Consider the following 19,000-nt stretch of genomic DNA (forward strand, 5'->3'; position numbering starts at 1 on the left):
CCCCCTCGTCATGCCGCGGGCACGGTCCGCTCGGGGGTGTTCCAGCCGGAGACCCGCACCCGGGGCGCCGCGCCGTGCAGGTCGGCCGTGCGGTAGACGGCGGTCAGCGTCACCGACTCGCCCGGCCACAGTCCGACCTCGTTGTCCGACCAGCGCACCGGCAGCACCGGCGCCCCGCGCCCGTCCACCAGGTGCACGTCCGTCAGCAGCGACGGCGTCGCGCCGTCCGTGGTGTTGCGCAGTGTCACGGTCGTGGTCGACACACCGCCCGCGGACCGGGTGCCGGCCGTCACCGCCACCGGGACCCGAGCCATCGAGGCCAGACCGGTGAGGTCGGCGTGGCCGGTCGTCGGCGTGTACCACCAGGTGGTGCGGTCCCAGTCGAGGACGTCGGGCCGGGTCGACAGCCAGTACACGTTCCGGCTCACCTCCCGGCCGTCCGCGTCGGTCAGCACCAGCCGCAGCAGATACGTCCGGGCCAGGCCGGGCACCGACCGCGGCAGGGTCAGCGCGGTGGCGTGGGCCCCGTCCCCGGCCACCGACACGTCATCGGCCCTGCCGTCGTAGCGCGGGGTGCCGTCCGGGTCGAAGAGCGTGGCCCGCGCGGTGAGACCGCCGGCGGCCGCGTGCCGGTTGTTCACCACCGCCACCGACCGGTCGTCGTAGGAATACTGGATGTGCAGCGGCTCGTTGGCCTTCTTCGCGCCGAAGTACGCGCCGCCCTGGTCGAGGTAACGGTCGGTCAGCTGCCAGTGCAGTGAGGTCCAGCCGCTGTTGAACATCCAGTGCACGACCCCGGTCGAGGGCGCGTCGGCGTCGGTCGCGTTGCGTCCGTACGCCTCGAACTGGGCGCGCACGTTCTCGTACTGGGAGAGTTGCGCCTTGCGCACGTAGTCGGCGAGGCCGGCGGGGGACCCGTAGCGGGCGGCGAGGGCGTCGTCGTACAGCGCCAGCGTGCCGAAGGTGGGGGAGGGCGAGCGGTGGTACTGCTTCGCCTTCGGGTCCTTCCAGAGGGTGTCGAGTTCGGCCGGGGTGAGCATCCGGCGCAGGGTGTCCAGGGTGGGCACGCTCGGGCCCGCGCTGGTCTCGGAGTTGAACCCGGTCGCGCCGCCCTCGCGCTTCGCGTACCAGTAAGCGGGCGGCACCCAGTCGTAGGGGCCGGTCATCTTCATGCCCGAACGGCCGAGCCGGGGCGAGGACTTGTCGGAGGCGGCGGGGATCACCGGGAGGTTCCAGTCGGCGTCGCGCAGGGCGTCCAGGTAGTTCTTCTCGATCCTGGCGTCGGGCGCGAAGTCGCTGCCGATCAGGAAGGACAGCACGCTCGGGTGGTCCCGCAGCCGGGCGGCCTCGGCGGCCATCGACGCCTTCGCCACCGGATAGTCGCCCGGGGTCCACTGCTCCCCGTTCTCCGTGCCGTTGACCTGGCCCTCCCACTTGTCGCAGCACTCCCAGCCGGGCAGGGTCAGCACGCCGTACCGGTCCGCCAGCGCGAAGAACTCGTCCGGCTCCAGGTGCCCCTCCAGGCGCAGGGTGTTGAGGCCGAGGTCGACGGCGTACCGCAGCCGGTCCTCGACGTAGCGGGGGTCCCAGCGCAGGAACTCGTCCGGTGACCAGCCGCCGCCCCTGACCAGCAGCGGGCGCCCGTTGATCCGGTACTGGCGGGCCCCGGCGGCGTTCAGCGGCGCCTGGACGTCCCGGATGCCGAAGGTCTCGTGCGCGGTGTCCGACGGCGTGCCGGACACGCTCGCGGTGAGGTCGAGGGAGTACAGCGGCTGCCCGCCCATCCCGGCCGGCCACCACACCCTCGGCGCGGTCAGGCGCAGCCCGGGGACGTCGGCGGGGGAGAAGGCGACGGTCCTCGTCTCGTGCGCGGCGAGCCGTACGGTCGTGCGCAGGCGGGTCCCGGCGACCCGGCCGGCGACCTCCGCGGTGACCGGGGAACCGGTGTCGTTGCGCACCTTCGCCCGCACCGTCAGGTCGGCGGTGGCCAGGGACGGCACGGCCAGCCTGGTGACCACGTGCGCGTCGCGCAGCGCCACCGGCCCGCCCCGGCGCACCACTACGTCCCGGACGATGCCCATGTTGCGGTCCGGCGGCGGCTGGAGCCAGTCGAGCCACCCCATGGTCAGGTCCTTGCTCGGCTGGTTGGGCCGGACGCGGAAGGCGACCGTGTTGCGGCCGGTGCGCACCAGCGCGGTGACGTCCAGCTCGTGCCGGGTGTACGCGCCGGTCACGTCCGCGGCCCGGGCCACCCGGTGGCCGTTGAGGTAGACGTCGGCCGCCGAGACGACCCCGCTGAAGTCGAGGAAGGTGCGCCGGCCGGTGTCGCGCAGGAGGAAGTCGGCGCGGTACCACCAGGGCACCTCGAAGTCGGCCTTCGGGATCTTCTCCAGGTTGGTGGAGCGGAACGGGTCGGGGTACTTCCCGGCGGCGAGCAGCGCGGCCAGCACGGTGGAGCGGGGGCCCGCCGGGTACCAGCCCCGCGCCGGGTAGCCGGGGGAGGAGACGGCGGCCGGGGAGTCGGCCGTGCGCGCCGTGGACTGGATGGCGTAGCCGGCGAGCGGGGTTGTGGCACCGGCGGCCGGGGCCACCTCGGTGGTCCGGGCGGGGCCCATCGGCGCCGCGACCGGCCGCAGCGGGGGCCCGGGGGTGCGGGGGTCCACCCAGGCGCCGGTGGCGAGGGAGCCGAGCAGGGCGAGGAGGCCGGTGGCCGCGGCGAGCCTCAGGCCGGGGGCGGGGCGAGGGAACACAGACGGTCTCCAGGCTCGCAAAGTTAGGAAACTTTACTAACCGGGCTTAAGCTAGGCGGCCCCCCGGACACTGTCAACGACCCCCGCGCCGACGCCCGCTGAATCTCCGTCACCTTCCTTCTCCCGGCGCCCGGATTCTCGTAAGGTCCCCTACCCGACGCCTCCCCGACGGTCCCAGGAGTCCCCATGTCCGGTAGCCCGCCGCCTCCGGGCGGCTTCGTGCGACGGGTCGGGCTGTTCCAGGCCACGGCCATCAACATGAGCCAGATGTGCGGCATCGGCCCCTTCGTCACCATCCCGCTGATGGTCGCCGCGTTCGGCGGCCCGCAGGCGGTCGTCGGCTTCGTCGCGGGCGCGGTACTGGCCCTGTGCGACGGGCTGGTCTGGGCCGAACTGGGCGCCTCCATGCCCGGCTCCGGCGGCAGTTACGTCTATCTGCGCCAGGCCTTCCAGTACCGCACCGGCCGGCTGATGCCGTTCCTGTTCGTGTGGACGGCGATGCTCTTCATCCCGCTGATCATGTCCACCGGCGTGGTCGGCTTCGTCCAGTACCTCGGCTACCTCGCCCCCGGCCTCGGCCGGACCTCCGGCGATCTGATCGGCCTGGGCGTCATCGCCCTGGTGGTGCTCCTGCTGTGGCGCGGCATCGAGCACATCGCGCGGATCACCGCCGTGATGTGGACCGTGATGATCGCCTCGGTGGTCCTGGTGATCGCGGCCGCCGCCTCGCACTTCAGCCCGCACCTCGCCTTCGCCTACCCGGCGCACGCCTTCGACCTCACCGACGGCGCCTTCTGGACCGGGTTCGCCGCGGGCCTGACCATCGGCGTCTACGACTACCTCGGCTACAACACCACCGCCTACATGGGTGCCGAGATCAAGGACCCCGGCCGGGTCCTGCCGCGCTCCATCCTCCTGTCGATCGCCGGCATCATGACGATCTACCTGCTGCTCCAGATCGGCACGCTCGGCGTCGTCGACTGGCACCGCATGACCGACCCGCACGACGTCGCCGCCACGTCGGTGGCCTCCGCGGTGCTGGAGAGGACATGGGGCCGGGGAGCCGCCGACACGGTCACCGTGCTCATTCTGATCACCGCTTTCGCCTCGGTGTTCACGGGCCTGCTGGGCGGCTCCCGGGTGCCGTACGACGCCGCCCGCGACCGGGTCTTCTTCCGGCCGTACGAGCGGCTGCACCCCCGGCACCGCTTCCCGACCCTGGGCCTGGCCACCATGGGCGTGATCACCGCCGTCGGCTTCCTGATCGGCCGGCACACCGACCTCGCCACCCTGATCCAGCTGCTCACCACGGTGATGGTGATCGTCCAGGCGCTCGCCCAGATCGTCGCGCTGGCGGTGCTGCGCGCCCGGCAGCCGGGCCTGCACCGGCCGTACCGGATGTGGCTCTACCCGGTGCCCGGCCTCGTGGCCTTCACCGGCTGGTGCGTGATCTACGGCTACGCCGACCGTAACTCCCCGGGCCGCCACCCCATCGAGTGGTCCCTGGCCTGGCTCGTCCTCGGGTGCGTGGCCTTCCTGGTGTGGGCCGGGCTGGAGCGGGTCTGGCCGTTCGGGGCGAAGGAGATCGGCGAGGAGTTCCTGGCGGACGGGAAGACGGAGGCGGAGGCGGTCTGAGGCTCGATGCGCTAAGATCCCTGCTCTACGTGAAAGCCTCCCCGGCACGGACGAAGTCCGCCGGGGAGGCTTTCGTTCATGACCGAGAACCAGATCCGCGCCACCAGTGACGACACGGACGTCCGCGTCCGCCCCGCGACCCCGGCGGACCGGCCCGCCGTCGAGCGGCTGTGGCTGATGTTCCGCCACGACCTGTCCGAGTTCCAGGGCGACCTGCCCGCCGCCGACGGCACCTTCCGCAGCGAGCGCGTCGACGCCGCCTTCTCCGCGCCCGGCTGGGCGCCCTACCTGCTGACCCGCGGTGATCGCGCCGCCGGGCTCGCCTTCGTGCGCGGGCTCGACGGTCCGGTGCGGGTGCTCAACAGCTTCTTCGTGGCGCGCGGGGCGCGGCGCGCCGGGGTCGGTCTGCGGGCCGCGCGGGAGGTGCTGCGACGGCATCCCGGGCGCTGGGAGATCGCGTTCCAGGAGAACAACCCGGGAGCGGTCGCGTTCTGGCACCGCCTCGCCGAGGACCTCGCCCCGGGCGCCTGGAGCCGTGAGGCCCGGCCGGTGCCGGGCCGCCCGGAGCTGCCGCCGGACCTGTGGATCTCCCTGACCGTGCGGCCCTGACCGGACAGGCGGGAGGGCCGGTCCGCAGGGGCGCCGGCCCTCCGTCGATCTTCCTTCCTTGCGCTTCTTCCCTTGCTCGACGGTCTCTCCTTCCCGTGCTCTCCCGTTGTGCTTCCTTCCCCGCTAGGGCCTGGGGGTGCTCTTCGCCGCCGTGGCGGCGCAGACGAGTCCGAGGGCGAGCGTCAGCGCTCCGATGACGATGTTGTTGATGATCACGCCGGTGTCCGGGGCGCTGCCCACGATCCAGGGAGCGATGATCATCCAGATGCCCAGCGCGCACATGGCCCAGCTGAGGCCGTACATCCGCTCGGGCGCCCTGGTGAAGCCGAGTGCCAGCAGCCCGATGGCGATGCCCATGATCAGGTTGTGGGTCATCAGCGCCGGCTGGCTGGTGGTGTAGTGCACGATCCAGGGGGACGCCGCGCAGTACAGGCCGAGCAGGAACACCGGCCCGTCCACGAGCGCCACATCACGGCCGCCGAGCAAGCGGGCGTAGCGTTCCCGCATTTCGCCGACATCGGGATGGGTCGACATGTCGCCCCTGTGCGAGACGTTGGCCATGACTCTCGTCTCCTTCGGCTGTGCAGACCAGACCGCTTCCGCCGTGTCGTTCGGGAAGCGTGGCACTACCCATTTTGCTCTTATTCGTGGCTTATGTGTAGAGCAGGGCTGATTGTCATGTACGGAGGTCGGGGGGCTCGCGGACCGCGACGGGTGCCCGGGTGCCCGAGGCGGTGTGGCGGGGGCTGGAGTCCGTGGTGGCCGTGTTCCGGGTCGGCCGGTGGCCTGGATCGGCCGGTCCGGCTGCGCGCCGGGCGTCGGGCCGGCGGGGCGTGGCGGCTGCCGCCGTGGACGCGTCGGCGTTCGCCGGGCCGGTGACCGGCGGGGGCAGGGGCGGGCCGATCGACCGGCGGGGCAAGGGAGTTCGCCGGGCGAGGCCGCCTGCGGTGTGTGGCACACTCCGCCGAATGATCTCCGAAACAGTCACCGCGCAGGCCTCCGGCAGCTTCCGGATGGGCGATCTGACCGTGCACCGCGTCGGCCTCGGGGCCATGCGGCTCACCGGCAGCGCCGCCTTCCACCTGGGCACGCCCAGCGACCGGGAGCGCTCGATCACCGTGCTGCGCCGGGCCGTCGAACTCGGCGTGAACCACATCGACACCGCCGCCTTCTACTTCTCCGCCCGCCGCTCCGCCAACGAACTGATCAACACGGCCCTCGCCCCCTACGCCGACGACCTGGTGATCGCGGTCAAGGTGGGCCCGTTCCGGGAATGGTCCGGCGAGTGGGGCACCTCCGCGCGCCCCGACCAGCTGCGCGGCCATGTCGAGGAGAACCTGCGCCAGCTCGGCCGCGACCACCTCGACCTGGTCTATCTGCGCCGGATGCGCCAGGACTCCATCGCCGAGCACTTCGGCGCCCTCGCCGAACTGCGCGAGGCGGGGCTGATCCGCCACCTCGGCGTCTCGTGCGTCTCGCCCCGGCACCTGACCGAGGCGCTGGGCATAGCCCCGGTCGTCGCCGTGCAGAACCGGTACGGCCTCGGCACCCCCGACCCCGAGGCCGACGAGCTGCTGCGGATGTGCGGCGAGCGCGGCATCGCCTTCGTGCCGTACTACGCCGTGGCCGGCAAGGGCGCCGAGGCCGGTGCCGTCGAGCCGGGGCCGGACGACGAGGTACGGGCCGTGGCCCGTGCGCACGGGGCGAGCCCCGCCCAGGTCCGGCTCGCCTGGACCCTCCAGCAGGGCTCGCACGTCCTCGCCATCCCCGGTACCGGAAACCCCGGCCACCTCGTCGAGAACATCGCCGCCGGCGCCCTGCGCCTCACCCCCGGCGAGCTGAGCCGGCTCCGTGCGGCGGCGCCTCGGGCGTAGGGGCTCTTCGGCGGGTACCGGCCGGCGGGAGGTACGGACCACGGCACGCCGGGCCCCGCGACGTCACCCACTGGGACACCGCTGACGGTCCGGGGCGGTTCCGGGCGCCCGTATGACTACCATCGTGTAGACGGTCCGCACACGACGAGGATGGGGTGAGAACGTATCCATGACCGACGGCAAGGACGAACGCCGGCCGGCCGGTGAACTGGAGGCGAGCGTCTTGGCCGCGCTCTGGGCCGCCGGCGGGCCCCGCACCCCCGGACAGATCCAGGCCGTCCTGGGGGCGGACCTGGCCCGCACGACGGTGACGACGATCCTCAGCAGGCTGCACGACAAGGGCGTGGTCGAGCGGCAGCGCAAGGGGCGCGGCTATGTGTACTCCCCGGTCCAGGAGGTCCAGGACGCCCATGGCCTCACGGCCCGCCGGATGCACAGCGAACTGGACCGGGACAGCGACCGGGAGACGGTGCTCGCCCGCTTCGTCGCCCAGCTCAGCCCGGACGACGAGCGCATCCTGCGGGACCTGCTGGAATCCGACGGCCGATGACCGCGCTGCTGTTGCTGCCCCTGCTGCTGCCCTGCGTGCTGCCGGCGCTGGCCCGGCGGGCGCTGGCCCGGCTGGCCCCGGCCGCCGCGCTGTGGGCGGTCACCGGCTGCGCGGTCGCGCTCGCGGGCTGCTCGCTCGCCGCGCTGGGTGCCTTCGTGCTGATCGGGCTGCTCAAGCTCCCCCTCTTCGCCGCGTTCGGCGAGCTGACCCACCCACTGCACACCGCACCGGCCCTGATCGTCGTACCGGCCGCCGCCACCTCGGTCGGTGTCCTCGCGGTCTGCTCCTGGACCCTCGTACGGTCGGTGCTGCGGCAGAGCCGGGCCTTCCGGGCGGCCCGCACCGAGGCCGGCAGCGGTCCCGCCGCCGGTGACCTGTGCGTGGTGGACTCGCCCCGCCCCGACGCCTACGCCCTGCCCGGCCGCCCGCACCGCATCGTCGTCACCACCGCCATGCTGCGCAGTCTCGACGGCGCCGAGCGGGAGGCGCTGTTCGCGCACGAGCGTGCCCACAACGAGGGCGGCCACCACTACTTCCTCGCCGCCGCCGAACTCGCCGCGCACTGCCACCCGGCCCTGCGCCCGGTCCGCGAGACCATCCGGCTCGCCGTGGAGCGCACCGCCGACGAGGCCGCGGCCGCCTCGGTGGGCGACCGGCGGCTGACCGCCCGGGCCATCGCCCGCGCCGCGCTCGCCGGGCACGCGGCCGGCACCCCGCGCCCCGACTTCGCCGCCGCCGCGACCGCGGGGCCCGTGCCCCAGCGGGTCCAGGCCCTCCTGGACGCCCCTCGGGCACCCCGCGCCGGGCGCGCCGTCGCCGCCCTGCTCGTCGTCTGCACCGCCCTGTCCGGCGTGACCGCCGGGGCGGGACTGGTGGACTTCCATCACCGGGTGGAGGTGGCGCAGGGCGAGGAGACGCCCTGACGCACCGAGATCCCGGTCACCGCACCGGGTAACGCGCGTAGACAAGGAAGTGGCGCCCGCGTCGTTTTACGTATAACCTCACCGGCTAACCACCCCCGTCGGCACCGTCGGCCGCCTTGATCGACCCCGGTACAACCCGCTGAGGAACGCCCTGCCATGACCGCCCCCCGCATCGACACCGACACCATCGCCCGCCTGCCCAAGGCCGTGCTGCACGACCACCTCGACGGCGGACTGCGTCCCGCCACCGTCGTGGAGCTCGCCGCCGAGGTCGGCCACCGGCTGCCCACCACCGACCCGGACGAGCTGGCCGCCTGGTACGTCGAGGCCGCCAACTCCGGTGACCTGGTGCGCTACATAGCCACCTTCGAGCACACCCTCGCCGTCATGCAGACCCGCGAGGGCCTGCTGCGCACCGCCGAGGAGTACGTGCTCGACCTCGCCGCCGACGGCGTGGTCTACGGCGAGGTGCGCTACGCCCCCGAGCTGAACACCCGCGGCGGGCTGGGCCTCGCCGAGGTCGTGGAGGCCGTGCAGGAGGGCCTGGCCGCCGGCATGGCGAAGGCGGCGGCCGCCGGCACCCCGGTGCGGGTCGGCACGCTGCTGTGCGGCATGCGGATGTTCGACCGGGTCCGGGAGGCCGCCGACCTCGCCGTCGCCTACCGGGACGCCGGGGTCGTCGGCTTCGACATCGCCGGCGCCGAGGACGGCTTCCCGCCCGCCGACCACCTGGCCGCCTTCGAGCACCTGCGCCGCGAGAGCGTGCCGTTCACCATCCACGCCGGGGAGGCGTACGGGCTGCCCAGCATCCACCAGGCCGTCCAGGTGTGCGGTGCCCAGCGCATCGGACACGGCGTGCGCCTGACCGAGGACATCGTGGACGGCAAGCTCGGCCGGCTCGCCTCCTGGGTGCGCGACCGCCGGATCGCCCTGGAGATGTGCCCCACCTCCAACCTCCAGACCGGGGCGGCCGGCTCGATCGCCGAGCACCCCGTCACGGCGCTGAAGGACCTCGGCTTCCGGGTCACCGTGAACACCGACAACCGGCTGGTGTCGGGGACGACGATGACCCGGGAGATGGGGCTGCTGATCGAGGAGGCCGGCTGGACGGCCGAGGACCTGCGCACCGTCACGGTGAACGCCGTCAAGAGCGCGTTCATCCCGTTCGACGAGCGCAAGGCCCTCATCGAGAACGTGATCCTGCCCGGTTACGCGCCCGTGCTCTGAAGCAGACCCTTGAGGTAGGCGGCCTGTCCGATGTGCTGGAGATCGTCGGACAGGACGCTCACCAGGCGCACGCCCAGGGTGACCGGCGGGTCCCAGCGCTCGTCCACGACGCGTTCGAGGTCCTTGGCGGCGAGGGAGCGCAGGGCGCCGAGGGTCTGCTCGTGCACGGCGTCGTAGTACCCGGTCAGCAGCTCGGCGCTGTCGACCCGCACCTTGGCGACCTTGGCGGGGGTGTGCCCGTACCCGGTGTCCTGCCGGGGCAGATCGAGGCCGAACCGTTTCTCCCAACCCTGTTCGAGCCATACCTGGCCGAGCCCGAAGGCGTCGGCGACGTGGTCGTCCTGCACCCGCGTGAGGTGCCAGACCAGCCAGGCGACGGTGTTGGCGCCGGGGGCCGGACGGTGGTTCAGCTCGTCCGGTCCGAGGCCGTCGAGGGTGTCGTGGACTTCTTCCTGGATGCGGCCGTAGCCGTCGATGAGGATGTCCTTCGCATGCATACCGTCCACCATCACAGATCGGCGGCGCTCCCGCGTGCGCAATTCAGGACGGTGACGCCTCGCCCTCCGTCTCCAGCAGGGCGACCAGCGCGCGGGCGGCGGGGCTGGTGGAGCGTTCGGGCGGCAGCAGGGCCACCGTCTCGTACTCCGCCTCTCCCGTGCCCTTCAGCGGCAGCGCGGCGAGCGTGGGCCGCTTGTGCCGGAAGTGGCGGGGGACGACCGCGATCCCGAGGTTCTCGTCCACCAGGTCCAGCAGGCTGTGCACGTCGTTGACCTCCAGCGCGACCGTGCGCCGTACCCCGGCCGCGGCGAAGGCGGCGTCGGTGGCGCGGCGCGGACCCCAGTCCGGGTGGAAGTCGACGAACACCTCCCCGGCGAGGTCGTCCGGGGCGAGCAGCGCCCCGGCGGCCGCCAGCCGGTGGCTCGGATGGCACAGCACCGTCATCGGCTCGCTGGTCAGCGCCACCGAGCGCAGCTGGTCGCCGTCCGCCCGGGTGCGGTAGGCGAACGCCAGATCGAGGCGTCCGGCCGCGACCTCCTCGGCCAGCGCGCCCGAGCCCGCCTGGCGCAACCGGATCTCCACGTCCGGGTGCCGGCCCCGGAAGGCCGCGAGCAGCCGCGCCACGTGCACCCCGGCGATGCACTGCTCGGTGCCCAGCGCCAGCGTGCCGCGCAGCACGCCCTGCACCGCGGCCACCGCCTCGTGCGCCGCGCGCACCTGCGCGAGCACCCGCTCGGCCTCCACCAGCAGCGCCCGCCCCGCCTCCGTCAGGGTCACCCGCCGGGTGGTGCGCACGAACAGCGGCGCCCGCAGCTCCCGCTCCAGCGCCCGGATGGACGCGGACAGGCCCGACTGGGACACCATCAGGCGCTCGGCGGCCCGGGTGAAGTGCTGGTCCTCGGCGACCGCGACGAAGTGCTGGAGATGGCGCAGTTCCATGATTGAGCAGCCTAGTCGCTCAATTCCATCCGATTCTCCGGTTGGACCGCTGGCCGCCGTCCGGGGAATCCTGGGCTCCGTAGACCCACGCCCATCCCCTGGAGTCGCGTTGTACACCGCATCCCCCGACCGCTACGCCGAGATGCCCTACCGGCGCACCGGGCGCAGCGGGTTGAAGCTGCCCGCGCTGTCGCTCGGCCTGTGGCACAACTTCGGTCCCGACCGTCCGGTGGAGACCCAACGGGCCATCCTGCGCCGGGCCTTCGACCTGGGCATCACCCACTTCGACCTGGCCAACAACTACGGCCCGCCGCCCGGCGCCGCCGAGTCCGCGTTCGGGGCCGCCCTCGCCGCCGACCTCGCCCCGTACCGCGACGAACTGGTGATCTCCACCAAGGCCGGCTATCTGATGTGGCCGGGGCCGTACGGGGAGTTCGGCTCGCGCAAGTACCTGCTGGCCTCCCTGGACCAGAGCCTGCGACGGATGGGCCTGGAGTACGTCGACATCTTCTACTCCCACCGCCCCGACCCGCAGACTCCGCTGGAGGAGACGATGGGCGCCCTGCACACGGCGGTCCAGCAGGGCAAGGCGCTCTACGTCGGCATCTCCAACTACTCCGCCGAGCAGACCCGGGAGGCCGCCCGCATCCTCGCCGGACTCGGCACCCCGCTCCTCATCCACCAGCCGCGCTACTCCCTGCTCGACCGGCGCCCCGAGGACGAGGGCCTGCTCGACGCCCTGGACGAGCTCGGCACCGGCTCCATCGTCTACTCCCCGCTGGAGCAGGGCCTGCTCACCGGCCGCTACCTCGACGGCATCCCGGCGGGCTCCCGTGCCGCGGGCGACAGCCCCTTCCTGAAGCCGGAGGCGGTCACCGAGGACCTGCTCGGGCGGCTGCGCGCGCTGGCGGAGATCGCCGCCGCCCGCGGGCAGAGCCTCGCCCAGCTGGCCCTGGCCTGGGTGCTGCGCGGCGGCAGGGTCACCTCCGCCCTGGTCGGCGCGAGCAGCCCCGAGCAACTGGCGGACAGCGTGGGCGCGCTGCGCAACCTGGACTTCGACGCCGGGGAACTCGAGCGGATCGACGCGATCGTACGGTCGTGAGGCCGCCGCGGCCCTGCCGTGCCCGCCGGGGCCCGGCGGGCCGGCGCCCCCACCAGGGCCCGGCTTTCCTCCCCGTCCGGGGTGGGCGAGCCGGGCCCCGGTGCCGTCACGCACCCGCCGGCACCCGGTCCAGGAAGCCCAGCACCTGCCGGATACGGCCCTCGGCGTCCAGCGTGACCACGTCGAACCCGGCGACCGGCGCCGAGCCGTCGGCCTCGTTCACCAGCTCCCAGCCGAAGCGCGCGGTGTCGTGGTGGCCGTCCACCGCGCCGAGCGGGCGGAAGACGAACCCCGGGAACTGCTCGTGCGCGGCGGTGATCACGGCGGCGATGCCCTCGTGCCCGCGGACGTCGGCGAGCGGGTCGGTGTAGCCGCCGTCCGGGGTCCACGCGGCGGCGACCGCCTTGCGCAGCGCCTCCGGCTCGGTGGCGTTCCAGGCCTCGAAGTAACGGGCGGCAGCGCTCTCGTAGCGGTCGGTGTTCTCGGACATGGTGAATCAGCCTCCGTCGAGGGTCGTCTGTGCTGGTCGGAACCCGGATCGCGGTCTCGCCGACCCGGTGTGAACACCTTGCCCCACCGCCGCCCCGCGGGTCGATTACCTCCGGGGTCATGCCCCAACGCCCCGATGACACCGGGTCATTCAGGTCAAAAAGGGTGGGAGGAATGCCGACAGACTGGCCGGAAAATCGTGGTGACAGTGTTTCGGCCGTGGCGATACTCGACAACGAGGGGCACTTCACCGCACGGAGCCGCACCGAGAGCGAGGTCCGCCGGGCACACCCGGACGAGGCGACGGGGAGTGATACGTGCACGACGAGTTCCTGTGCCATGTCACGGCATACGGGATGTGCGACGGCCGGCGCATCGGCGTACCTCTCGGCACCTACCGCGCGCCGACCCTGGCACTGGCCCTGTGGTGGCTGCGCGACCGCGCGTCCTGGATCGCCGAGCGGCTGGACCCGAGCCCGGAGGCGGCCCCCTTCCCGGCCGGGGCGCTGGTGCCGGTCGCCGACACCGTGGCCGACGTCCCCGCCCTGCTGCGCGCCTGGTGCGCCGACGACGGCCAGCAGGAGCGCGTGGCCGACGAACTGGCGGGCGGACGGCTGGTCAGGATCGCCGCCAGCGACGACACCACCGAGTACGAACTGCTCGCCGAGTCCGTCGACGCGCTACGGATGCAGCGCACCGTGCCCGCGCTCGTCGTGCCCATCGGCTGACCGGCCCGGTGCGTGGTGGCGGCGGCGCAGCGGGCGGGCGAGCAGGGCGCCCAGGAAACCGGCGACCAGCCCCCACAGGGCGCCCAGCCCGACCGCCTGCCACAGCGCCGGCCTGAGCAGCAGCTCCCCGGACAGACCGCCGCCGAGATCGCCGATGCCCAGCAGGGACAGTCCGTAGTGCGCGGAGACCCGGCACAGCAGACAGATCATCAGCACCGTCAGGGCCAGTGCGACCCCCAGCCGCACGGCGGCCGACCACAACGGGGTGCCGGCCGGCGAGCGCAGTGCCGCCCGGACCGCCGCGGCCAGCAGCAGCGCCCCGGCGGCGACCGGCAGCCACCACATCCGCCCGTCGTACCCGGTCAGCGTGCGCAGGTTCAGCTCGGAGACGTCCGGGGTGCGCAGCAGCACGTCCAGGATGTGCGGCACCGGCAGCCCGAACGGGCCGTCCACCCGGCCGTGCCAGGTCGCCCCGAGGCCGACGGTCAGCGCCGGCCACACCAGATTGGGCAGGCCGAGCAGGATCAGCGCGAACGTCGTCCGCGCATGCCCCCGGGTGCCCGCCGTGACCAGCGCGACGACGAGACCCACGACGACGGCGGCCAGCAGCAGTTCCACCATCGCGCGGGCCACGGGGCGCGCCCGCGCCCGTCGGTGCGGCAGCCGCCCCGGCAGTGGCACCCCGCGCGCGACCAGGAGCGCGATCAGCAGCACCCCGGCCAGCCACAGCAGCGCGAACAGCACACTCGACGGCACGTCCGCGGCGAACCCGATCCGCGGCTCCGCCTCGAACAACTGCGTGAGATCGCTGAGGGTCCCGCTGCCCACGTCCACCGCGAACGTCTCCCGGGCGGCGAAGGCGAGCCCGGTCAGCGCGAGCAGCCACAGCACCACGATCCGGGCGGCCCAGCGGACCAGTTCCCCGGCCGCGACGACCGTTCGGTGCCGCAGCGGACGCAGGAAGCCCGCACCGATCACCAGGGCACCGGCGAGCCCCACCGACAGGGGGAGTACGGTGATACCGGCCTCGGTCCTGGCCAAGGCGCCCGCGTTCCCGGTGAGCCGGACGCTGCCGCCGACCGCCGTGACCACGGTGGCGGCAAGCACCCGTGGGAACGCGCCGTCGGGCAGCCCCGCCGCGCCCGCCGCCCACAGCCCGGCCGCGGCCACCAGCACCATCACCGCGACCCCGGTCAGCACCACGGCCAGGGCCTCGGACAGGCCGTGCCGGGCGGCGGGCCGCGCGCGGACGGTGACAGGGCTCACGTCTGCCACGCTAGGCAGCGACCGGGCACCCTGCCCGCCGGGTGGTCCGTCCGCGTCGCCGGCCGGTCCGGCGCCGTGACGCGTGCCACTGTGCGCGGTGGGCGAACGGCTGGACTGGACGGCACGACTCGGGGTAGGAGGACAGGTGCGACGCATACGACCGAACGGACGGGGCCCGTGGCCCGCGAGGAAGACAGCATGACCGAGCACCTGGGCGGGGCAGTGATACCGACCGGTTTCGACGTACCCGTCGAGCCGCTGAGACGCACGACGCACTTCACCGGCGAGCCCGGCTGCATCGCCGAGGCACGGGCGTTCGCGGCCCAGTTCCTCGAACAGCTGCGCACCGAGTGGTGCGCGCGGGTCGACCGGGGCGTGGACGGCGAGCTGCTCCTGCTGGTCAGCGAGCTGATCACCAACGCCGACCGGCACAGCGACGGCCCCTACATCCTGGAACTGGAGGGCACGGACGCGGCCGTCGTGGTCTCCGTCTGCGACAGCAGTACGGCCCTGCCGCACCTGTTCCCGAAGAATCCGCAGCGCGTGGGACGGCACGGCCTGGAGATCGTGCACGCCCTCGCCACCGAGGTGGTCGTCGAGCGGATCCCCGTCGGCAAGCGCGTCATCGCGCGCCTCGAACTGCGGCGCTGACCGTTCCCGAGCGCGCGGGGTGCCCGGAACCGCCCCAGCGGTCCCGGGCCGTCGTCCTGCCGCTCAGGCGCAGCCGAGTTCGCCCAGCATCCCCTGGCGCAGCCGGGTGATGATCCGCTTGATCAGCCGCGAGACGTGCATCTGGGAGCAGCCGAGCCGTTCCCCTATCTCCGCCTGGGTGGCCTCCTCCACGAACCGCAGATGGATGATCTGCCGGTCCCGCTCGCTGAGCTGCGCCATCAGCGGCGCCAGCGCGTGGAAGTCCTCCACCAGCCGCAGCCCTTCCTCCTCCACGCCGATGAAGTCGGCGAGCACCGCCTCGCCGTTCTCCGGGCCGTCGCCGGTCAGCGCGGCGTCCAGGGAGGAGGAGTTGTAGCCGTTGGCGGCGAGCCGGCCCTCGATCACCTCGTCCTCGGACAGGTTCATCAAGGTGGCCAGCTCGGCGACCGTCGGCTCGCGGTCGAGCCTGCTGGACAGCTCCTCACGGGCCTTGGCCAGTTCCACCCGCAGCTCCTGGAGCCGCCGCGGGACGTGCACCGCCCAGGTGGTGTCCCGGAAGAAACGCTTGATCTCGCCGACGATGTACGGCAGCGCGAAGGAGGTGAACTCCACCTCCCGGGAGAGGTCGAACCGGTCGATCGCCTTGATCAGGCCGATCATGCCGGTCTGGACGATGTCCTCCATGTCGTCCCCGCGGCCCCGGAACCGGCCGGCCGCGAACCGCACGAGCGACATGTTCATCTCGATGAGGGTGTTGCGCGCGTACTGGTACTCGTGGGTGCCCTCCTCCAGCTCGGTCAGCCGGCGGAAGAACTGGCGGGACAGCGAGCGTGCGTCCTGCGGGGCCACGGAGGAGGGGTCGGCGATGCCGGGCAGTGCCTCCTCGCCCGCCCGCTCCTGCCCGGTCTTCTCGATGACCGTTGTCTGCGCCCGCTTCCCGGCGGTGTCCATCAACACTCCCACGAAAGTCACGGTCCGGCGCCGTTCGGCTGGTGCGTCGGGCCTGCGCTGCTCGCGTACCCCGCGAACGGCGTCTCATGCCTGCCCGCGGGGTCGCTCACCGGGCGGGTACCCCCCGTGACGCGGCGCATGCCCCCGCCGTCGCGCACTGACGGAAAATCGCCGGTGCGCTCCGGTACCACCCGGCGTGGGGCACCGATGACTTCCGGCCCGCGGGGGAGTCTGTACCGCCGGACCCGTCCCCCACCCCCGGGAGTGCTCATGACCACCGACGGTTTCACCACATGCCTCTGGTTCGACGGCCAGGCGGAGGAGGCCGCGCACTACTACGTGTCGATCTTCGAGAACTCCCGCGTCGACCGCGTCACCCGCCACACCGCGGCCGGCCCGGGCGCGGAGGGCTCCGTCCTGGCCGTCGAGTTCACGGCCAACGGCCAGCGGTTCATGGCGCTCAACGGCGGGCCGCAGTTCACCTTCAACGAGTCGGTCTCCTTCCAGATCCTCTGCTCCGGCCAGCGGGAGATCGACCACTACTGGACCGCCCTCACCGCGGACGGCGGCGCGGGCGGTGCCTGCGGCTGGCTCAAGGACCGCTACGGCGTCTCCTGGCAGGTCGTCTACGACCGGCTGCTCACCCTGATGACCGACCCGGACCCCGAGAAGGCCACGCGCACCGCCCGCGCCATGATGAGCATGGGCAAGCTGGACGCGGCCGCGCTGGAGCGGGCGTACGCGGGGGAGTGAGCGCTCAGTCCCGCTCCCCGAGGATCTCGGCGATCACATGGCGGGAGTTCTCCGCCAGCGGCGGGTTGGTGTGCCAGTAGTAGGGCAGCTGGATCAGGGCCACCGACAGGGCCCAGCCGCGGCCGCGGGCCCACTCGTCGTCGTCCGCTCCGGCTGCCTCGCGGAAGGCGGGCCGGGCGGCGGCGGGCAGCAGGTTCCAGGCCGGCATCAGGTCCACGGCGGGATCGCCCACGCCCGCGCAGCCGAAGTCGATGACCGCGCCGAGCCGGCCGCCGTCCACCAGGACGTTGCCGGGCGACAGGTCGCCATGGGACCACATCGGCGGCCCCTCGTGCCGCGGCGCGCGCAGCGCCCGCTCCCACAGCGCGGTGACCGCGGCCGTGTCGATCCGCCCGCCCAGCTCGGCGATGGCCGCACGGGTGGACGCGTCCCGCTCGCTCAGGGCGCCGCTCCGGTGGCCGGCCGGCGCGTCCTGCGGGGCGACGCGGCGCAGCGCGTGGACGAACCGCCCCAGGTCCTCGGCCAGGCGCCGCGGCGCGGACACGGCACCCGCCGTCGGGTTGGCGCCCGCCAGCCAGCGGTAGACGGACCAGGGCCACGGGTAGTCCTCGTCCGGCTCGCCCCGGCCCACCGGTTCGGGCACGGCCACCGGGAGCAGCGGCCCGAGCCGGGGCAGCCAGCGCCGCTCATGGGCCAGGTCGGGCACCGCGCCGGGGTGCCGGGGGAGCCGCACCACCAGCTCCGTGCCCAGCCGGAACATGGCGTTCTCCGTCCCCGAGGACACCAGCCGCCGCACCGGCAGCCCGGCCCACTCGGGAAAGCGGCGGGCGATCAGCCGCCGGACCAGCGGGGCGTCGATGCCGAGTTCGTCGGCGTGCATGCGCTGCGCGTTCACGGCCCCCATCCGAGCGCCCCGACGCACCTCCTGTCGAGCGATTTCCCCGCGGTCATTCGGGCACCAGCACCGCCGCCCCGTCGAAGCGGCCCGCCTTCAGATCCCGCAGGGCCTCGGGGGCCCGGTCGAGCGGATAGGGATGGGTGGTCGCGCGGACGCCGTGGCGGGCCGCCAGCGCCAGGAACTCCCGGCCGTCCGCACGGGTGTTGGCGGTGACGCTGCGCAACTCCTTCTCGTAGAACAGGTCGGTCTCGTAGTGCAGCGGCGGCACGTCGGTGAGGTGGATGCCCGCCAGGGCCAGCACCCCGCCCCGGTCCAGGGCGCGCAGCGCGACCGGCACCAGGTCACCGGCCGGGGCGAAGAGGATCGCCGCGTCCAGCGGTTCCGGCGGCGGCTCGGAGAGGTCCCGCGCGCTGGCCGCGCCCAGCGCCAGGGCGAGCCCGCGCGATGCCTCGCCCCGGGTGATCACGTGCACGGTCGCGCCCTCGGCGAGCGCGACCTGCGCGCACAGATGGGCGCTGCCCCCGAAGCCGTACAGGCCGAGGCGGCCACCGCGCGGCAGCCCGGAGCGGCGCAGCGCGCGGAACCCGATGATCCCGGCGCACAGCAGCGGAGCCGCCGACACGTCGTCCAGCGCCTCGGGCAGCCGGTAGGCGAAGGGCGCCGGGACGGTCGTGTACTCCGCGTAACCGCCGTCGGCGTCCCAGCCGGTGTACCGCGAGCGCGGGCACAGGTTCTCGTCGCCGCGGGCGCAGTAGGCGCACACCCCGTCGGTGCGGCGCAGCCAGGCCACGCCCACCCGGTCGCCGGGGGCGAAGCCGAAGACCTGCGACCCGGTGCCGGCCACCTCGCCGACGACCTCGTGGCCGGGCGTGACCCCCGGCCGGTGCACCGGCAGGTCGCCCTCGGTGACGTGCAGATCGGTCCGGCACACCCCGCACGCGCGCACCCGCACCAGCAGCTCGTCCGGCCCCGGCTCGGGCACCGGGCGCTCGACCGGCCGCAGCGGCTCGCCCTCGACCGGGCCCTGCTCCACCACCGACCACGCCCGCATCACCGCTGCCGTCATCGCCCGTGCCCTTCCGCGAGGTCCGGTCCCCTCCCCAGTGTCCGGCAGGCCCCCGCTCGGCGCGCGGCCCGGCCGGGGGCTGGCTAGCGTG

At 73.6% G+C, this 19,000-nt stretch carries 19 protein-coding genes; 10 read left to right on the forward strand and 9 right to left on the reverse strand.

The genetic code is table 11. The annotated features are described in order from the left end of the window. Window positions 1-8 precede the first annotated feature (8 nt). Window positions 9-2,750 carry an exo-beta-D-glucosaminidase gene (locus tag HZZ00_RS13900; protein WP_180332478.1) on the reverse strand — a complete coding sequence of 914 codons (2,742 nt, stop codon included), beginning with the start codon at window positions 2,748-2,750 and terminating at the stop codon, window positions 9-11. Window positions 2,751-2,936: 186 nt separating this feature from the next. On the opposite strand from HZZ00_RS13900, the gene HZZ00_RS13905 reads away from it, so the two are divergent. Both HZZ00_RS13905 and HZZ00_RS13910 read left to right on the forward strand, forming a co-directional pair. Continuing rightward, window positions 2,937-4,385 (forward strand): APC family permease, encoded by a 1,449-nt coding sequence (locus tag HZZ00_RS13905; protein WP_180332479.1) that lies wholly within the window; start codon window positions 2,937-2,939, stop codon window positions 4,383-4,385. Window positions 4,386-4,463: 78 nt separating this feature from the next. Continuing rightward, the gene (locus HZZ00_RS13910; protein ID WP_180332480.1) at window positions 4,464-4,994 is read left to right on the forward strand and encodes a GNAT family N-acetyltransferase; all 531 of its coding nucleotides are present in this window, start codon (window positions 4,464-4,466) and stop codon (window positions 4,992-4,994) included. A 123-nt stretch (window positions 4,995-5,117) separates the two neighbouring features. Here the strand turns inward: HZZ00_RS13910 and HZZ00_RS13915 are convergent, their stop codons facing one another. Beyond that, window positions 5,118-5,555, reverse strand: a complete 438-nt coding sequence (locus HZZ00_RS13915) for an SPW repeat protein (RefSeq protein WP_180332481.1) — start codon at window positions 5,553-5,555, stop codon at window positions 5,118-5,120. Window positions 5,556-5,962: 407 nt separating this feature from the next. Between HZZ00_RS13915 and HZZ00_RS13920 the strand changes: the two genes are divergently transcribed. The 4 genes from HZZ00_RS13920 to HZZ00_RS13935 all read left to right on the forward strand — a co-directional run bounded on the left by HZZ00_RS13920 (window position 5,963) and on the right by HZZ00_RS13935 (window position 9,568). Then, on the forward strand, window positions 5,963-6,868 hold the full coding sequence (locus HZZ00_RS13920; protein ID WP_180332482.1) for an aldo/keto reductase: 906 nt from the start codon (window positions 5,963-5,965) through the stop codon (window positions 6,866-6,868). 169 nt (window positions 6,869-7,037) lie between these two features. Further along, window positions 7,038-7,418 carry a BlaI/MecI/CopY family transcriptional regulator gene (locus tag HZZ00_RS13925; RefSeq protein ID WP_180332483.1) on the forward strand — a complete coding sequence of 127 codons (381 nt, stop codon included), beginning with the start codon at window positions 7,038-7,040 and terminating at the stop codon, window positions 7,416-7,418. Further along, on the forward strand, window positions 7,415-8,341 hold the full coding sequence (locus HZZ00_RS13930) for a M56 family metallopeptidase (protein WP_180332484.1): 927 nt from the start codon (window positions 7,415-7,417) through the stop codon (window positions 8,339-8,341). Before HZZ00_RS13925 ends, HZZ00_RS13930 begins: the two co-directional genes overlap by 4 nt. A gap of 156 nt (window positions 8,342-8,497) precedes the next feature. Continuing rightward, a complete protein-coding gene (locus HZZ00_RS13935) occupies window positions 8,498-9,568 on the forward strand; it encodes an adenosine deaminase (RefSeq protein WP_180332485.1) in 1,071 nt (356 codons plus the stop codon). On the opposite strand, the gene HZZ00_RS13940 is transcribed toward HZZ00_RS13935, so the two are convergent. Continuing rightward, the gene (locus tag HZZ00_RS13940) at window positions 9,550-10,065 is read right to left on the reverse strand and encodes a DinB family protein (protein ID WP_180332486.1); all 516 of its coding nucleotides are present in this window, start codon (window positions 10,063-10,065) and stop codon (window positions 9,550-9,552) included. The two genes, HZZ00_RS13935 and HZZ00_RS13940, sit on opposite strands and share 19 nt — an antisense overlap. Before the next feature lie 43 nt (window positions 10,066-10,108). Further along, on the reverse strand, window positions 10,109-11,005 hold the full coding sequence (locus HZZ00_RS13945; RefSeq protein ID WP_180332487.1) for a LysR family transcriptional regulator: 897 nt from the start codon (window positions 11,003-11,005) through the stop codon (window positions 10,109-10,111). Between the two features lie 109 nt (window positions 11,006-11,114). Between HZZ00_RS13945 and mgrA the strand changes: the two genes are divergently transcribed. Next, window positions 11,115-12,107 (forward strand): L-glyceraldehyde 3-phosphate reductase, encoded by a 993-nt coding sequence (mgrA, locus tag HZZ00_RS13950; RefSeq protein WP_265537401.1) that lies wholly within the window; start codon window positions 11,115-11,117, stop codon window positions 12,105-12,107. A 106-nt stretch (window positions 12,108-12,213) separates the two neighbouring features. Here the strand turns inward: mgrA and HZZ00_RS13955 are convergent, their stop codons facing one another. Further along, window positions 12,214-12,597 (reverse strand): nuclear transport factor 2 family protein, encoded by a 384-nt coding sequence (locus HZZ00_RS13955; protein WP_146469298.1) that lies wholly within the window; start codon window positions 12,595-12,597, stop codon window positions 12,214-12,216. 316 nt (window positions 12,598-12,913) lie between these two features. On the opposite strand from HZZ00_RS13955, the gene HZZ00_RS13960 reads away from it, so the two are divergent. Further along, window positions 12,914-13,324, forward strand: a complete 411-nt coding sequence (locus HZZ00_RS13960; protein WP_070026650.1) for a hypothetical protein — start codon at window positions 12,914-12,916, stop codon at window positions 13,322-13,324. Here the strand turns inward: HZZ00_RS13960 and HZZ00_RS13965 are convergent. Next, window positions 13,277-14,590, reverse strand: coding sequence for a streptophobe family protein (locus HZZ00_RS13965; protein WP_180332489.1), 1,314 nt, complete (start codon window positions 14,588-14,590; stop codon window positions 13,277-13,279). The genes HZZ00_RS13960 and HZZ00_RS13965 overlap by 48 nt on opposite strands. A gap of 198 nt (window positions 14,591-14,788) precedes the next feature. Here HZZ00_RS13965 and HZZ00_RS13970 point away from each other — a divergent pair, with 198 nt between their 5' ends. Continuing rightward, the gene (locus HZZ00_RS13970) at window positions 14,789-15,241 is read left to right on the forward strand and encodes an ATP-binding protein (RefSeq protein WP_180332490.1); all 453 of its coding nucleotides are present in this window, start codon (window positions 14,789-14,791) and stop codon (window positions 15,239-15,241) included. Between the two features lie 63 nt (window positions 15,242-15,304). On the opposite strand, the gene HZZ00_RS13975 is transcribed toward HZZ00_RS13970, so the two are convergent. Continuing rightward, the gene (locus tag HZZ00_RS13975) at window positions 15,305-16,192 is read right to left on the reverse strand and encodes an RNA polymerase sigma factor SigF (RefSeq protein ID WP_180332491.1); all 888 of its coding nucleotides are present in this window, start codon (window positions 16,190-16,192) and stop codon (window positions 15,305-15,307) included. 270 nt (window positions 16,193-16,462) lie between these two features. Here HZZ00_RS13975 and HZZ00_RS13980 point away from each other — a divergent pair, with 270 nt between their 5' ends. After that, a complete protein-coding gene (locus HZZ00_RS13980) occupies window positions 16,463-16,945 on the forward strand; it encodes a VOC family protein (protein ID WP_180332492.1) in 483 nt (160 codons plus the stop codon). 4 nt (window positions 16,946-16,949) lie between these two features. On the opposite strand, the gene HZZ00_RS13985 is transcribed toward HZZ00_RS13980, so the two are convergent. Continuing rightward, window positions 16,950-17,849, reverse strand: coding sequence for an aminoglycoside phosphotransferase family protein (locus tag HZZ00_RS13985; RefSeq protein WP_257585782.1), 900 nt, complete (start codon window positions 17,847-17,849; stop codon window positions 16,950-16,952). Window positions 17,850-17,892: 43 nt separating this feature from the next. Beyond that, complete coding sequence (locus HZZ00_RS13990; protein ID WP_180333499.1) at window positions 17,893-18,894, reverse strand: zinc-binding alcohol dehydrogenase family protein; 1,002 nt, start codon at window positions 18,892-18,894, stop codon at window positions 17,893-17,895. Between the last annotated feature and the right edge of the window lie 106 nt (window positions 18,895-19,000).

The organism is Streptomyces sp. NEAU-sy36 (assembly GCF_013423905.1).
Taxonomy (GTDB): domain Bacteria; phylum Actinomycetota; class Actinomycetes; order Streptomycetales; family Streptomycetaceae; genus Streptomyces; species Streptomyces misionensis.

Bases quoted from the DNA above. Each gene is read 5' to 3' on its own strand.
- HZZ00_RS13905 (WP_180332479.1), top strand. From the start codon at position 2,937: ATGTCCGGTAGCCCGCCGCCTCCGGGCGGCTTCGTGCGACGGGTCGGG.
- HZZ00_RS13910 (WP_180332480.1), top strand. From the start codon at position 4,464: ATGACCGAGAACCAGATCCGCGCCACCAGTGACGACACGGACGTCCGC.
- HZZ00_RS13915 (WP_180332481.1), bottom strand. From the start codon at position 5,555: ATGGCCAACGTCTCGCACAGGGGCGACATGTCGACCCATCCCGATGTC.
- HZZ00_RS13920 (WP_180332482.1), top strand. From the start codon at position 5,963: ATGATCTCCGAAACAGTCACCGCGCAGGCCTCCGGCAGCTTCCGGATG.
- HZZ00_RS13925 (WP_180332483.1), top strand. From the start codon at position 7,038: ATGACCGACGGCAAGGACGAACGCCGGCCGGCCGGTGAACTGGAGGCG.
- HZZ00_RS13930 (WP_180332484.1), top strand. From the start codon at position 7,415: ATGACCGCGCTGCTGTTGCTGCCCCTGCTGCTGCCCTGCGTGCTGCCG.
- HZZ00_RS13935 (WP_180332485.1), top strand. From the start codon at position 8,498: ATGACCGCCCCCCGCATCGACACCGACACCATCGCCCGCCTGCCCAAG.
- HZZ00_RS13940 (WP_180332486.1), bottom strand. From the start codon at position 10,065: ATGCATGCGAAGGACATCCTCATCGACGGCTACGGCCGCATCCAGGAA.
- HZZ00_RS13945 (WP_180332487.1), bottom strand. From the start codon at position 11,005: ATGGAACTGCGCCATCTCCAGCACTTCGTCGCGGTCGCCGAGGACCAG.
- HZZ00_RS13955 (WP_146469298.1), bottom strand. From the start codon at position 12,597: ATGTCCGAGAACACCGACCGCTACGAGAGCGCTGCCGCCCGTTACTTC.
- HZZ00_RS13970 (WP_180332490.1), top strand. From the start codon at position 14,789: ATGACCGAGCACCTGGGCGGGGCAGTGATACCGACCGGTTTCGACGTA.
- HZZ00_RS13975 (WP_180332491.1), bottom strand. From the start codon at position 16,192: ATGGACACCGCCGGGAAGCGGGCGCAGACAACGGTCATCGAGAAGACC.
- HZZ00_RS13980 (WP_180332492.1), top strand. From the start codon at position 16,463: ATGACCACCGACGGTTTCACCACATGCCTCTGGTTCGACGGCCAGGCG.
- HZZ00_RS13985 (WP_257585782.1), bottom strand. From the start codon at position 17,849: ATGGGGGCCGTGAACGCGCAGCGCATGCACGCCGACGAACTCGGCATC.
- HZZ00_RS13990 (WP_180333499.1), bottom strand. From the start codon at position 18,894: ATGCGGGCGTGGTCGGTGGTGGAGCAGGGCCCGGTCGAGGGCGAGCCG.